Annotated in this window: 13 protein-coding genes, 2 pseudogenes and 2 riboswitches; of the genes and pseudogenes, 11 read left to right on the top strand and 4 right to left on the bottom strand. The window is 35.8% G+C overall.

The window, feature by feature from the left end:
- Positions 1-41: 41 nt before the first annotated feature.
- Positions 42-998 carry a magnesium/cobalt transporter CorA gene (gene corA, locus G4Z05_RS04345; RefSeq protein ID WP_163250626.1) on the bottom strand — a complete coding sequence of 319 codons (957 nt, stop codon included), beginning with the start codon at positions 996-998 and terminating at the stop codon, positions 42-44.
- A gap of 202 nt (positions 999-1,200) precedes the next feature.
- Entirely contained in the window at positions 1,201-1,551 is a 351-nt protein-coding gene (locus G4Z05_RS04340) for a hypothetical protein (RefSeq protein WP_163250625.1), read from the bottom strand.
- A gap of 600 nt (positions 1,552-2,151) precedes the next feature.
- Between G4Z05_RS04340 and G4Z05_RS04335 the strand changes: the two genes are divergently transcribed.
- The 3 genes from G4Z05_RS04335 to G4Z05_RS04325 all read left to right on the top strand — a co-directional run bounded on the left by G4Z05_RS04335 (position 2,152) and on the right by G4Z05_RS04325 (position 4,389).
- Positions 2,152-2,934, top strand: coding sequence for a TerC family protein (locus G4Z05_RS04335; RefSeq protein WP_163250624.1), 783 nt, complete (start codon positions 2,152-2,154; stop codon positions 2,932-2,934).
- A gap of 221 nt (positions 2,935-3,155) precedes the next feature.
- Positions 3,156-3,845, top strand: coding sequence for a CDP-diacylglycerol--serine O-phosphatidyltransferase (pssA, locus tag G4Z05_RS04330; RefSeq protein ID WP_420872901.1), 690 nt, complete (start codon positions 3,156-3,158; stop codon positions 3,843-3,845).
- 253 nt (positions 3,846-4,098) lie between these two features.
- On the top strand, positions 4,099-4,389 hold the full coding sequence (locus G4Z05_RS04325; RefSeq protein WP_163250623.1) for a hypothetical protein: 291 nt from the start codon (positions 4,099-4,101) through the stop codon (positions 4,387-4,389).
- Positions 4,390-4,400: 11 nt separating this feature from the next.
- Here G4Z05_RS04325 and G4Z05_RS04320 read toward each other — a convergent pair.
- A pseudogene (locus G4Z05_RS04320) lies at positions 4,401-5,347 on the bottom strand (IS1595 family transposase).
- Positions 5,348-5,613: 266 nt separating this feature from the next.
- On the opposite strand from G4Z05_RS04320, the gene G4Z05_RS04315 reads away from it, so the two are divergent.
- Both G4Z05_RS04315 and G4Z05_RS04310 read left to right on the top strand, forming a co-directional pair.
- Positions 5,614-7,332, top strand: coding sequence for an ABC transporter ATP-binding protein (locus tag G4Z05_RS04315; protein WP_163250622.1), 1,719 nt, complete (start codon positions 5,614-5,616; stop codon positions 7,330-7,332).
- Between the two features lie 352 nt (positions 7,333-7,684).
- Positions 7,685-7,885, top strand: a complete 201-nt coding sequence (locus tag G4Z05_RS04310; protein WP_163250621.1) for a cold-shock protein — start codon at positions 7,685-7,687, stop codon at positions 7,883-7,885.
- A 56-nt stretch (positions 7,886-7,941) separates the two neighbouring features.
- On the opposite strand, the gene G4Z05_RS04305 is transcribed toward G4Z05_RS04310, so the two are convergent.
- Entirely contained in the window at positions 7,942-8,184 is a 243-nt protein-coding gene (locus tag G4Z05_RS04305) for a hypothetical protein (RefSeq protein ID WP_163250620.1), read from the bottom strand.
- 318 nt (positions 8,185-8,502) lie between these two features.
- Here G4Z05_RS04305 and G4Z05_RS04300 point away from each other — a divergent pair, with 318 nt between their 5' ends.
- From G4Z05_RS04300 to G4Z05_RS04275, 6 genes and pseudogenes are all read left to right on the top strand, one after another.
- Positions 8,503-8,970 carry a GyrI-like domain-containing protein gene (locus G4Z05_RS04300; protein ID WP_163250619.1) on the top strand — a complete coding sequence of 156 codons (468 nt, stop codon included), beginning with the start codon at positions 8,503-8,505 and terminating at the stop codon, positions 8,968-8,970.
- A 56-nt stretch (positions 8,971-9,026) separates the two neighbouring features.
- Positions 9,027-9,174: riboswitch (FMN riboswitch) on the top strand.
- Positions 9,175-9,316: 142 nt separating this feature from the next.
- Positions 9,317-9,976, top strand: a complete 660-nt coding sequence (gene ribE / locus G4Z05_RS04295) for a riboflavin synthase (RefSeq protein ID WP_163250618.1) — start codon at positions 9,317-9,319, stop codon at positions 9,974-9,976.
- A gap of 41 nt (positions 9,977-10,017) precedes the next feature.
- A pseudogene (gene ribB / locus G4Z05_RS04290) lies at positions 10,018-10,620 on the top strand (3,4-dihydroxy-2-butanone-4-phosphate synthase); the annotation flags it as partial.
- 65 nt (positions 10,621-10,685) lie between these two features.
- On the top strand, positions 10,686-11,156 hold the full coding sequence (ribH, locus tag G4Z05_RS04285) for a 6,7-dimethyl-8-ribityllumazine synthase (RefSeq protein WP_163250616.1): 471 nt from the start codon (positions 10,686-10,688) through the stop codon (positions 11,154-11,156).
- 64 nt (positions 11,157-11,220) lie between these two features.
- Positions 11,221-11,419: riboswitch (cobalamin riboswitch) on the top strand.
- Between the two features lie 152 nt (positions 11,420-11,571).
- Positions 11,572-12,531, top strand: a complete 960-nt coding sequence (locus G4Z05_RS04280; RefSeq protein ID WP_163250615.1) for an ABC transporter substrate-binding protein — start codon at positions 11,572-11,574, stop codon at positions 12,529-12,531.
- On the top strand, positions 12,497-13,555 hold the full coding sequence (locus G4Z05_RS04275; protein ID WP_163250614.1) for a FecCD family ABC transporter permease: 1,059 nt from the start codon (positions 12,497-12,499) through the stop codon (positions 13,553-13,555). Before G4Z05_RS04280 ends, G4Z05_RS04275 begins: the two co-directional genes overlap by 35 nt.
- Position 13,556: the final 1 nt, after the last annotated feature.

The raw sequence follows: 13,556 nt of genomic DNA, 5'->3' as shown, positions 1-13,556 counted from the left end.
CCATTTCCAGTTCCAAGAATTGAACCAAAAAAGAGATAGGTCTAAAACCACTTCTTCTTTTTAAACCAAATGAGCAACCCTAAACCAATTAACCCCATCAAGATAAGGGAAAATGGATATCCGTACTCCCATTCCAATTCTGGCATATGGTGAAAATTCATACCAAAGATTCCTGCCACAAAAGTCAAGGGGGCAAAAATGGAAGTCATGATCGTAAGAACTTTCATGACATTATTTGTTTGGTGTGAATTAAGTGAGAGATAATTATCTCTAATGTCTGCGGTAATTTCCCTATTAGACATCACCATGTCTGATAATTTTAATAAGTGATCATAAATGTCAGAGAAGTACTCTTTCTTTTTAAGAATATTTTTCAAATGTTGGGAGTTGAGCATTCGATATAATAGGTCACGCATTGGATGAACAGAGTGCATTAATGTTAATAATAAATATCTTGTTTCAAATAGATCATTTAATAAATTATCCATTCGTCTATTAAGGGTATTGTTTTCAATTTCATCGAGTTTATCCTCAATTTTATAGATGACGGGAAAATAATTGTCTACGATCTTATCTAGTAGTTCATAAAAAACATGTTGTGTTGTCATATTTTGAATGTCTTTTTGCATTGCTAGTCTCGAAAATACTTCTGTCACTTCAATGGATGGATGAAGATGAAACGTAACCATAAAATTTTCACTAATAAAAAAATCTAATTCTTCTTTAATAACCTCTGATTCTCCACCACGAACCGTATGAGTAATAAAAAATGTGTAATTATCGTAATAATCTAGTTTTGGTCTTTGCAGTGTTTGATTTAAACAATCCTCAATGGCAAGGACGTGAAATCGAAATGTATTGCTTAAATGGGTTGTCTCTTCCATCGTCGGTTCATTAAAATCAACCCAAAACCATTGATAGTTTTCGATATTTATTCGGTCAATGGAATCATGTTTTTCAATTGTATTTGCTTTTGTAATCCCAATAAAGTTTATCATGGTTCAACACCTTCATCATTTGCTTTCATGTGGAAAAAATCTATGAATGCTTTAGTTTCAACAGTTACTAAGCACTCAACGGATTTTTCAAACCACATGCCGAAACCAATAGGTATGGTTTGGACAGTCATATCGATCAAGTAGTCCCTTAAATACAGAAAATCCGCCTCCTATAAGCGGATTTTCATTTCCAACTTCTTCATTAAATGACCTTTTGAATATTCAAATCATTTTGTTTTTCAATGGAGATCATCTCTTTGAAAAAGCTTTTTAAAATAAGCCATTTTGCGGGATATGTATAAATAAATTTTTCCATTACTTGTTCTGAATAATAGATGAAACAATCGAAAATCATTTTTTCCTTTTTTAAATCATATAATAGTGCATGAGGAATCGTATAATAATCGTTTAACTGATATGGGTTTAATTTTACGCTCTGGATTTTTCGGCTAGTCATGTATTGTTTGATGGAGTTTTCTTGTAATGCAATGCTTTCTTCTATTGATAGTCCATTCAACTGAATTCGATCATTGATAAAATAAATTCCCTTCATGTATCTACCACCCTTTATCCCTTATTAGTACTGTTATTGACATGGATGAAAGGAAGTATACTCATTTTTTCCATAAAAAATTGACCCGGCATAAATGCCGGGCAATTAAACGAATATCTATATAAAAGGGGGTGGAGGTCGAAGGGTTCTTTTATGAACCTATTGATAGAATAACGGGAAAATATGACCATTTTATGAATGAAAGATGAATAGTTTAAGAATATTGGCCTTTAATGTGACAAAGATATGGCTTTGATGATGTTGATAGGCTAAATACTGTCTGAAACTGAAATGTTTTATATGTGAAAAAAGGATAAAAGAGTATTGCCATTTTGGAACGACTTACATATAATAGTATTAATAAAATATTTCCTTTATAAAGGGGAGTAGCTGCTACAATAAAGTCGTCATTTCGAGAAGTTCATTCTCCGGCTTTATTGGCAACATCTATCGTTGTTAGCAAGACCTTTACTTTTACGGTAAAGGTCTTTATTGTTTATTATGGCCTTTACCATCATGGGTAAAGGCCTTTTTGATTTCGGAAATGGTCGAGCCCAAGGAAATAGTTTTAAAAACTATTTATAATAGGGGGAATTGGCTATGGAATTATCGATTTTTATGGAGTATGCTTGGGTTTTAGTTGTATTAGTCGTTTTAGAGGGATTACTTGCAGCAGACAATGCCTTAGTTCTAGCTATCATTGTGAAGCATCTTCCAGTAGAGAAAAGAAAGAAGGCATTGTTTTATGGATTAGCTGGTGCCTTTGCTTTCCGTTTTGCCTCATTATTTGCCATTTCATATCTTGTCGATGTGTGGCAAGTTCAAGCCATTGGGGCCATCTATTTGTTATGGATGTCAGGAAACCATATTTTCCGGAAGATCGTGAAAGCAAAAGACGAGAAAGAAAAAGTAATAATTCAAAATGGTGGTGGGTTTTGGCTTACTGTTTTTAAGGTGGAATTAGCAGACATTGCTTTTGCGGTCGATTCGATTTTAGCAGCGGTAGCCATGGCAGTGGTCCTTCCTGATACTCCACTTCCAAACATTGGTGGGCTTGATGGAGGGAAATTTTTAGTCATCTTCGCAGGGGGGATGATCGGTTTAATCATTATGCGTTTTGCCGCTAACCTTTTTGTTACTCTATTAGAGAAGAAACCAGGAATGGAAATTGCCGCCTTTGCGATAGTCGGCTGGGTTGGTGTCAAGCTCGCGGTTTATACTCTTTCCCATCCTTCTTTAAGAATCTTAAGTGAAGAATTTGCTCATTCTACCGCTTGGAAAGTAATTTTTTATGTGGTTTTAGCAGGGATTGCAGCAGCGGGTTGGATGTTCTCAAAGGATAAAAAATCGAAAGGATCAAGTAAAAATACAATGGTTTCCTAAACAATAGAAAGAAATTTGGCACAGACTGCGTTTGATAAGCAGTCTGTTTTTAATTACATTCATCTTTGAAGAATGGCCCAATATCATTAGGCCATATGATAATTTGTTACTACTTTTTGTAAGGAAATACGGTAAAATAAAAGACAAACTTCCTTATTCGTATTAAAATAAAGAGTGCTGGAATTCGATTCCTAAAATTTGTTATTTTTGGAGTGATACATATTTTTATTCAAGCGATACCAAATTTACTTACACTTTTAAATTTATTTTTTGGCTTTTTGTCAGTGATGTATTCTGCCCAGGGGGATTATCGAAATGCGGCTATTCTGATTCTAATCGGTATGATGCTGGATAGTATGGATGGTCGAATCGCAAGAATGCTTCAAGTAGAAAGTGAACTGGGAAAAGAACTAGATTCACTTGCTGATATAGTTACCTTTGGAGTGGCACCTGCGATGATGGCTTATTACTCCTACTTCTCACAATTTGGACTTATTGGAATGGGAATGGCTGGATTGTTTCCATTGTTTGGGGCATATCGATTAGCCAGATTTAATATTAATGCCATTCAATCATCCCTCAAATATTTTACAGGAGTACCGATTACGGCGGGTGGAGGGTTATTGACCTTATTAACGTTATTTCAAGGAAAAATGCCTGAAATTATTTTGCCAATTGCCTTTTTTGTCATTTGTTTTTTAATGGTCAGTACGTTAAAAATACCAAGTTTAAAGGAAATTCCTCTACCGAAATATGGAATCATTGTTACCATATTTTTAGCAACAGCTATTTACTTCGTGATTAAAAAAGAACCGCAAAGATTCCCTTATTTTATTTACGTTGCCATCCCGCTTTATATCGCCTTTATTAGTTATCAACTCGTGAAAACAAAGCGGAAACGAAATCAATAGAGAAGTATCTAAGGATTAAAAAGCATTAATAAGAAAGTGAATGGATACAATGGGGTTTTTTCAATATGTTTAAATTTGAGGGAAGATAAATCGAATAAGGGTCATCATTTCCATCATAAAAAGAAGAAACACTTGGATGTGACCAAGTGTTTTTTTACTAGGCTCTTTTCTAAAAAATTGTTGCTAATAACTCAATAAATGTTTACCAAATTTTTCCGAATATAATGGTATAATAAATCTGGAAGTGATGATTATGTTAAGGTTAATATTGGTAATCATAACGATCCCCTTAGTAGCCATTCATTTCGCCATTCTATACTTTTGGGTTTTCGATTGGCGAAAATTGGTTACACAAGTGGGCTTAATAAGTTGGATCTTCTCAATTATATTGGGTATTCTCGTCTATTTTGCTTATCGAAAGTTCAATAAAAACCAAAAATTTACTGTTGTCAGTAGAAAAGTATTATTCAGTTCAACTTTTATGACCATCGTTTTAGGTGTTCTTACGTTAGTCATTGAAGTAATTACAAGGTCAATGCATTAGAAGGGATTGATTTATGCACTCCTTCTAATTGTTTCAACAGTTGAAAAATTTACTTGTTGGCAAGAGGCAAGGAACATTTCTTTCGCTTGTTCTTTTTTCGGTATCTTCTTATTCAATTCAAGAAAACGATGCCAGAATATGTAGTTATCAAGGTATTTCGTTGCTACACCTTGAAACCTATCCAACCACTTTTTCAAACGAGTATGATACCCGTTGACGTGTTGAATATGGTAAATTCCTTTCTTCGTATAGACACCTTTGCGAACATTATGGCTTCGTGTTGTAATCCCTTCATCGTAGCGAAATTTTTTATAGTTGGTTGCTGTATCTGTGCATAGCAAAACAGAGGTGTCAACATGTTTCCTAACACCTCATCAATTTCCATAGCCGTAACACGACCTCTTCCTACCATTTGGGAAAGGATTTGTCCGTTTCTATCGTATGCAACTACCACACAAATTTGTTCTTTAGAAATGCCACGTTTTTTGGCTACACCGCCACGTTTACGAGCCTTTCTGTGAGCGATGAACTTTTTGCCTTTTTCACTTTCTAAAAAGTAAGTTTCCTCGCTTTGCACGATTCCCTTTAGTGTTGGATGACCAAGAGAACGAATCGCATATAGAATTTTGTGTCGCCAATAAAAGGCAGTTGAAATGTGAATCTGAAGTTCTTCCGCTCTCTTTGGCAATGTGTAGCCTTTCACCATCATCTCAAAGTATTTCAGCCATTTATGAGGGTATCTTGTTCCTGACAATGGGCTACCTGTCATATCGTTGAATGACTTCCCACAATCTTTACATAGATACCGTTGGCGAGAACGATATTTCCCACTACGTTTAACGGACATACTTCCACAGTGAACACACGCTAATCCTTTAGAAAAGCGAGTTTCACGAACCTCTCTGACCATTTTTTGAAATGTCGGATTTTGGCTCTGGAAACAAGTAAATAATTCCAACTGTTCTTTCTTTGGAAGTGTATAGAAGTCTTAGTAAACATCGTGCCAAGCCATTGCCATACGGAATACCTTTTCTACCTTTTATGACTCTATTGTACAAAATATATAGCAACAATCTATACGAAAATAGCCTTTTACTAAGAATAGATAGTATGATTACGGTTATTACTACTTTTTTGAATAAATAAAAATTTCGATTGTAGAAATGATTATTGTTTTTCACATATAATCATATTGTTGTAACTTTTGTAAAAAGGAGATCGGACATGATTTGGCGATTCTTTTCATACTACAAACCGCATAAAAAACTGTTTATTTTCGATTTTACCAGTGCCGTCATTGTGGCGATTTTAGAATTAGCATTTCCACTCGCAATGCAATGGTTTATTGATGATTTGCTTCCAAAAAGTGATTGGCCCGCCATTGTTTCTGTAAGTATTGGACTTTTTCTACTTTATTTATTAAGTACTTTGTTACAGTTTATTGTGAATTATTGGGGACATAAGCTAGGAATAAATATTGAAACGGATATGAGACAAGAGCTATTTGAGCATGTTCAAAAACAATCGTTTCGGTTTTTTGATAATACAAAAACAGGACATATCATGAGTCGGATTACAAACGATTTATTTGATATCGGTGAGCTTGCCCATCATGGTCCGGAAGATATATTTATTGCAGGAATGACCTTTATTTCTGCATTTTGGATTATGTTCACGATAAACGTAAAGTTGGCATTGGTTGTCATGCTTATACTTCCTCTTTTAATCCTATTGGTTGTTGTATGTAATGTAAAAATGAACAAAGCATGGGGGAAAATGTATTCAAGTATTGCGGATGTCAATGCTCGTGTCGAGGATAGTGTAGCTGGTAGTCGTGTAGTACAATCTTTTACGAATGAAGAATATGAAATTTCTAGATTTAAGAAAAATAACCAAAAATACAGAGCAGCGAAACTGGGTGGCTACCGGGTCATGTCATTTAGTCTTTCTGGTATTTATATGATGACAAGGCTAATTACCATTGTAGTATTGGTTTATGGTGCTTGGTTGTGCTTTACTAATCAACTTTCCTATGGTGCATTAGTTGGATTTGTATTGTATGTGAATGTTCTATTTAAACCAATTGATAAAATCAGTGCCATTATGGAACTTTATCCTAAAGGAATGGCTGGTTTTAAACGATTTATAGAGCTGATCGATAAAGAACCAGAAGTGAAAGATCAACCAAATGCTGTGGAAGTGGCAGGATTAAATGGAAATATTCAATTTAAAAATGTAACTTTTGGGTATGATCCACATCAATTAGTATTAGAAAACATTAATTTAAAGATTCATGCAGGTGAAACGGTCGCATTTGTAGGACCGTCCGGTGCTGGAAAAACAACCATTTGTTCACTTATTCCAAGATTTTATGATGTTCAGAGTGGTTCCATCCATATCGATGGCATGGATATTCGAAATATGACCAAAAAATCGTTGCGTTCCCAAATTGGGATTGTCCAGCAAGATGTGTTCTTATTTACTGGTACTATAAGAGAAAATATTGCCTATGGGAAACGAGATGCAACAGATGAGGAAATAGCGGAAGCGGCCCGGCGTGCACACCTCGAATCATTTATTACTTCTTTACCTGACGGCTATGAAACCCAAATTGGAGAAAGAGGCTTAAAACTGTCAGGAGGACAAAAACAACGGATTGCGATTGCCCGGATGTTTTTGAAAAATCCACCGATATTAATATTGGATGAAGCGACATCAGCTCTCGATACGGAAACTGAAAAGGTGATCCAGGAAGCATTGAATGAACTAGCTCAAAATCGTACGACATTGATTATTGCCCATCGACTCGCAACGATCCGAAATGCAGATCGTATATTTGTTGTCACTGAAGAGGGGATTGCAGAAGAAGGGCGCCATGACGAATTAATTGAACAAGGTGGAATTTTTGCCAATCTTCATCGGGTACAATTTCAACAAACATAAGAAAACAATAATCCCTGTGAATCATCACAGGGATATATTTTTTTAGGTGAATATAATTATATTATGTAAACTAATTTATCCTTAATGGTGATTCGATATTCAAGGAATAATGGATATATGAGTATTTAAAATGAATCAGTAAGAGCCAAGATAATCGTGTAAATTTATAAACATAATTATATTATGTAAACTTATAAAATCAAAATTGGATACTGATGTTTAAGGGGAAATGTGCAGGAAACAAAGGTCAGACAGATGAGAATTTGGAATAGAAATCAATCAACAAGCCAATGATAATAATGCAAATGGATTTTGCAAATTTTTTTATGATACACCAGGAGGCTATATTTGAATGGAACACGGCAAGGTAAAATGGTTTAATAATGAAAAAGGTTATGGATTTATTCAGCGTGATGGCGGAGAGGATGTTTTTGTTCATTTCTCGGCTATTCAAGGAGAAGGTTATAAATCATTAGAGGAAGGCCAAGAAGTTGAATTTGATTTAGAACATGGTGAACGTGGAATGCAGGCAGTGAATGTCCGCAAAATATAATCTTCAACAATAAAGACCCTATTTTGGGTCTTTTTTTGTTATTTTATATAAATTTTTTAATCGAGCCATTTTTTTCGTTCTTTGTATATAAACATTTTTTCTGCCATATAACTGACTACCAATCCGATTATGATGGGAACTAGCGACGACCCGATAGAAATAAAGAATTCCCCGGCATCATGAGTGTATTCGTAATGGAACATGAACCATGGAATCGTAAAGATATAACCAAGAAAATAAAGAAGGAAAGTTGTGAATGCAAACGACCCAAATGTTATGATGAAACCTTTTAGTTTCATTGGAAGAACACCTCCTATTACTATATTAACAAATTTTTCCTAATACTTGTATGATATGCTTTTTCATTCATTCTGAACATTTTTTTGTAAAGAGCTATTTTAACATAAGAATCTATTTTTTGTTTTTTTGAAAGGACTGCTTAAATTCCCTTAACGAACTAGGCATTTCCACTTTTCACATTACATTTAGACAGCTTTCAATTACTTTTGTTATTTTTTTAAAATATTAATAATTTCATTATGTTAAATTTTTTTGCAGGAATTTTAGGATAATTTGAGAATAATAGAATAAGCTAGATATAGAAAAGGGGGATTATTTTGGATATCAAAGTGGTTGAGAAAGAAGAGATGAAAGTTGTCGGAATTTCTTGGAGTGGCGATCATTCTCAAAGGACTATCATTCCTCAACTTTTTGATGAAATGGAAAAACGGCTTCACGATATAGCCTATAAAACGGATGAACCGGTATTCATTGCTCCATTTCATAGTAGAGAAACAGATTTAACTTATTATGTGATGGCACCTGTAGAAAAATTAGATGATATTCCTGAAGGGATGTCCGGTTTTACGATTCCAAAGAAGTATTATGTTCATACCACCCATGTTGGAAGATTTGAAGAAATTAAAAATACATATCATCATATTTATGCTTGGATGAAAGAATACGGTTATGATCAGGACTATCAGGCACTCAGTTTAGAAGTCTACAAACATGAACATGTCCTTCAAAATAAAGCTGGAGATCTTCATTTTGACATATATTTGCCAGTGAAAATTTATAAATAAGAACGAATCATTTCCCTTTCCAAAAAAAATTCAGTATAATAGTAAAAACTACATATTCATTCCTTCGGGGTCAGGTGAAATTCCTAACCGGCGGTGATGAAGCTTGAGCTTCTTAGTCCGTGACCCGTTTAACGATTTTGTTAAACGGTGGATCCGGTGAAATTCCGGAGCCGACAGTTAAAGTCTGGATGGGAGAAGGAAAGAAATCAGGTTTAATCAAAGGAAAAAATTTTCCTAATATTAAGCCTTAGTTTCTTATTGTCTCAAAATGACCCTAGAGGAAGAATCCTTTAGGGTTTTTTCTATATTTACTTATTGTTACCTAACCAAATGAAGGAGAAATCATATGTTTACTGGAATAGTGGAAGAAATTGGGTTGGTATCAAATATTCAACGGTCAGGTAATTCGTTCGTTCTTACCATCGAAGCGAAGAAAATCCTTGAAGATATCCATTTAGGAGACAGTATTGCCGTTAATGGCGTGTGTTTAACCGTAACCTCATTTACTGGAAATAGCTTTACAGTAGATGTCATGCCAGAAACTGTAAAGGCCACAAGTCTAAACGAGGTTACCCGAGGTTCAAAGGTTAATCTGGAACGGGCGATGGCCGCTAACGGGAGATTTGGTGGTCATTTTGTTTCCGGTCATGTAGATGGAATCGGGATGATCAAGAAGAAAAGAGCGTACGAAAACGCCGTCTACTATGAAATTACGGCTGGACCGGAAATTATGAAATATGTGATTTATAAAGGTTCTATTGCGGTCGATGGGACAAGTTTGACGGTATTTGGTGTATCTGATGAAGGCTTTATATTATCTATTATTCCCCATACTTTGTCTGAGTCTGTTTTAGGGCTAAAAGGTCCTGGAGATATCGTGAATTTGGAGTGTGACATGATAGGAAAATATGTCGCGCACTTTTTGACCCATGTTTCAAGCGAACCAGCACAAAATAAAAAGAAGGGAATAACGGAAAAATTTTTAGAAGAAAATGGATTTTACTAACATTTTAGGTCAGTCAGGAAATCATGAAAGGAGTGATCAGCATGTTCGATACTATTGAAGAAGCGATTGAAGATTTGAAAAATGGGAAAGTCATCATTGTTTGTGATGATGAGGACAGGGAAAATGAAGGTGATTTCATCGCTTTAGCAGAAAAAGCCACACCTGATATTATCAATTTTATGGCCACCCATGGGAGAGGACTGATATGTGTACCAATTGAAGAAGAACTAGCACGAAAACTTGATCTGTCACCTATGGTAACAGTCAATACGGATTCTCATGGAACGGCCTTTACCGTAAGTATTGACCATAAATATACGACAACAGGAATATCAGCATTTGAACGATCAGCTACGATATTAAGTATGATGGATCCGAATTCAAAACCAGAGGATTTCAAAAGGCCGGGACATATCTTTCCATTAATCGCTAAGGAGGGCGGTGTCCTTCGCCGAAACGGTCATACAGAAGCAGCAGTAGACCTCGCAAAGTTGGCGGGTGCCAAGCCTGCTGGTGTCATTTGTGAAATCATGAATGAAGATGGGACAATGGCCCGTGTTCCTGAGCTTCGTAAAATAGCGGATCGCTTTCATTTAAAATTCATTACCATTAAAGATTTGATTGAATACCGGACGAAGAAAGAACATCATGAACAACATCTTCGTCATTAAAAAAGAGAATAAACAATCATTTACTTGGAGGGTTTAAGATGGGACGTATTTTTGAAGGCAATTTAGTAGGTACTGGATTAAGAATTGGAATTGTTGTAGGGCGTTTTAATGAGTTTATTACGAGCAAGTTATTAAGTGGAGCTCAAGATGCGTTAAAAAGACATGGAGTAGAGGAGAAAGACGTAGATATTGCATGGGTGCCAGGGGCATTCGAAATTCCACTAATTGCACAAAAAATGGCTAATAGCAAAAAATATGATGCGGTCATAACATTAGGGGCTGTTATCCGTGGATCCACACCACATTTTGACTATGTATGCAATGAAGTGGCCAAAGGAGTAAATACCGTAGCATTAAACTCCGGTTTACCAGTCGTTTTTGGTGTGTTAACGACGGATTCTATTGAGCAGGCAATCGAACGCGCTGGTACGAAAGCCGGTAATAAAGGATGGGAAGCGGCTGCCGTAGCGATTGAAATGGCCAATTTAAGTAGAAGTTTCGAAAAATAAAAAGAATTGTCGAAAAAATGATATACAAATCATTTTGTATTCTTTATAATTGAATTAGATAAAAACTGAATACATAGAAATAGGTGTTTAAAAACTTTATGGACATAAGTTTTTAACTTAAAAGGGAAGTTTGGTGAAAATCCAACGCGGTCCCGCCACTGTAAATGAGGAGCGACCTATACATTGTCACTGTCTGAACGATGGGAAGACATAGGAAGCGATGATTCATGAGCCAGGAGACCTGCCTATTTCAAGTACGCCAAAAACCTACGAGGATAGGGGGGTGGAAACGAAACAACAATAATGGATATTATTGTATGTTCATGCCAACATCCTTCATAAGCAGGGATGTTTTTTTGTTTTTATAACACATGTACAGAAAATGGACTCACACAAGTAAGCAGGGGGATTTTACATGAAAAGGTTTTTTGGATTTTTACTCGTATTAATATTAACCATCGGTGGATTGGCCGGATGTGGTGAATCAAAAGAGCAAGTTCAAAAGGAAAAGAACGTTGAAGAAAAAGCGGAAGTGAAAGATTTTCCAGTTTCTATGAAAGATGCTTCCGATCAAGTAGTGAAAATTGAGAAGAAGCCTGAAAAAATTGTTTCATTAATTCCAAGTAATACCGAAATTGCTTTCGCATTAGGTCTTGGAGATGAAGTAGTTGGTGTGTCCGATTTTGATAATTATCCGGAGGAAGCAGCAAAAAAAGAGAAAATCGGTGGTACGGAAATTAATCTAGAAAAAATCATTTCATTAAAACCAGATTTAGTCCTAGCTCACGCATCCACAGCTCTGAATTCGGAAGCTGCGTTACAACAGCTGAAAGATGTAGGTATTCCTGTATTAGTCGTAAATGATGCACAAAATTTTGAACATGTTTATGACTCTATTAAGATGATTGGAAAAGCAACTGGCGAATCAGAGAATGCAGAAAAATTGATTGCCGATATGAAGAAGAGATTAGCAGATTTAAAAACAAAGGTTGCTGAAATTAAAGAAAAGAAAAAGGTGTTAATTGAGGTCTCACCTGCACCAGAAATTTATACTACAGGTAATAATACTTTTATGAATGAAATGCTTAGTTGGATAAATGCTGAAAATATTGCGGCAGATCAAGAAGGCTGGATCAAAATGGATCAAGAAGCGATGATTCAAAAAAATCCTGATGTCATTATTACGACCTATGGATATTATGTTGAGAATTCAGCTGAACAAGTATTAAGTAGAAAAGGCTGGGAAAATGTGACGGCGATTAAGAATAAGCAAGTCATTGATATTCATTCTGATCGAGTCACCCGCTCAGGTCCAAGGATTGTTGAAGGAGTAGAGGATCTTGCAAAGGCTATCTATCCGGAAGTTTTTAACTAATACTTATTTAGCTTACACCATTGCATTCCTATTTCTTATTATTTCTATGATATTTGCTATTTCAATCGGAACGGTTTCTGTTCCGATTTTAACTATTATTCAAATCATCGGGTCAAAACTTTTTGCGGGACTGACCTATGATATCGAACCGATGTTCACGAGTATTGTGATGAATATTCGTTTGCCGAGAGTCATTTTGTCAGGACTTGTTGGGGCTGCTCTTGCGATTGCCGGTGCAGCCTTTCAAGGGCTACTTAGAAACCCATTGGCAGATCCTTACACATTAGGAGTTTCATCTGGAGCTTCTGTGGGAGCCGTTTTAACATTATTTTTTCACCTTTCTATTCCATTCATTGGTTCCTATACATTGCCTGTTCTTAGTATTTTGTTTTCTTTTCTATCTATTTTTTTAGTTCTTATTTTTGCTCGTCAAATTGATCGAGCGATGAAAGTAGAAACCATTATATTAACTGGTATCATATTAAGTTCTTTCTTAGGGGCATTCATTTCTCTCATGATCGCTCTAACCGGTGATGAGCTCCGACAAATTATCGGTTGGCTTCTTGGAAGTGTATCCATGCGAGGCTGGGAATACATCAAAATCATTCTTCCATTTTTTATCATTGGCTCTTTCCTATTAATCTTTCAAGCTAAGGAATTAAATGCCATGTCTTTCGGAGAAGAAAGAGCCCAGCATTTAGGGGTGGATGTGAGAAAAAGAAAGTTCCTTATCTTATTGGCTGCATCCATCTTAACAGGGGCAGCCGTGGCGGTATCAGGAACCATTGGATTTGTCGGTCTTGTGATCCCACATCTTTGCAGAATTTTGTGGGGGCCAGATCATAAGCATCTTTTACCATTATCGATTTTGACTGGTAGCGGGTTTTTAATCTTAGCGGACTTGCTTTCTAGAACCATTATTTCTCCAACAGAATTACCAATCGGGGTGATCACGGCACTTATTGGTGCACCAGTATTTGCTGCGATCCTGTTGCAAAGAAGGGGGAGGAATAAACGTGGGTAAA

This window comes from Neobacillus thermocopriae (assembly GCF_010975035.1).
Lineage (GTDB): Bacteria > Bacillota > Bacilli > Bacillales > Cytobacillaceae > Neobacillus > Neobacillus thermocopriae.
The sequence above is the reverse complement of the archived record's forward strand: the minus strand, read 5'-3'. Positions and strand labels throughout refer to the sequence as shown.

What these genes read in the sequence shown, in the direction of transcription:
- corA (WP_163250626.1), bottom strand. Translation starts at nt 998, where the DNA reads ATGATAAACTTTATTGGGATTACAAAAGCAAATACAATTGAAAAACAT.
- G4Z05_RS04340 (WP_163250625.1), bottom strand. Translation starts at nt 1,551, where the DNA reads ATGAAGGGAATTTATTTTATCAATGATCGAATTCAGTTGAATGGACTA.
- G4Z05_RS04335 (WP_163250624.1), top strand. Translation starts at nt 2,152, where the DNA reads ATGGAATTATCGATTTTTATGGAGTATGCTTGGGTTTTAGTTGTATTA.
- G4Z05_RS04325 (WP_163250623.1), top strand. Translation starts at nt 4,099, where the DNA reads ATGTTAAGGTTAATATTGGTAATCATAACGATCCCCTTAGTAGCCATT.
- G4Z05_RS04315 (WP_163250622.1), top strand. Translation starts at nt 5,614, where the DNA reads ATGATTTGGCGATTCTTTTCATACTACAAACCGCATAAAAAACTGTTT.
- G4Z05_RS04310 (WP_163250621.1), top strand. Translation starts at nt 7,685, where the DNA reads ATGGAACACGGCAAGGTAAAATGGTTTAATAATGAAAAAGGTTATGGA.
- G4Z05_RS04305 (WP_163250620.1), bottom strand. Translation starts at nt 8,184, where the DNA reads ATGAAACTAAAAGGTTTCATCATAACATTTGGGTCGTTTGCATTCACA.
- ribE (WP_163250618.1), top strand. Translation starts at nt 9,317, where the DNA reads ATGTTTACTGGAATAGTGGAAGAAATTGGGTTGGTATCAAATATTCAA.
- ribH (WP_163250616.1), top strand. Translation starts at nt 10,686, where the DNA reads ATGGGACGTATTTTTGAAGGCAATTTAGTAGGTACTGGATTAAGAATT.
- G4Z05_RS04280 (WP_163250615.1), top strand. Translation starts at nt 11,572, where the DNA reads ATGAAAAGGTTTTTTGGATTTTTACTCGTATTAATATTAACCATCGGT.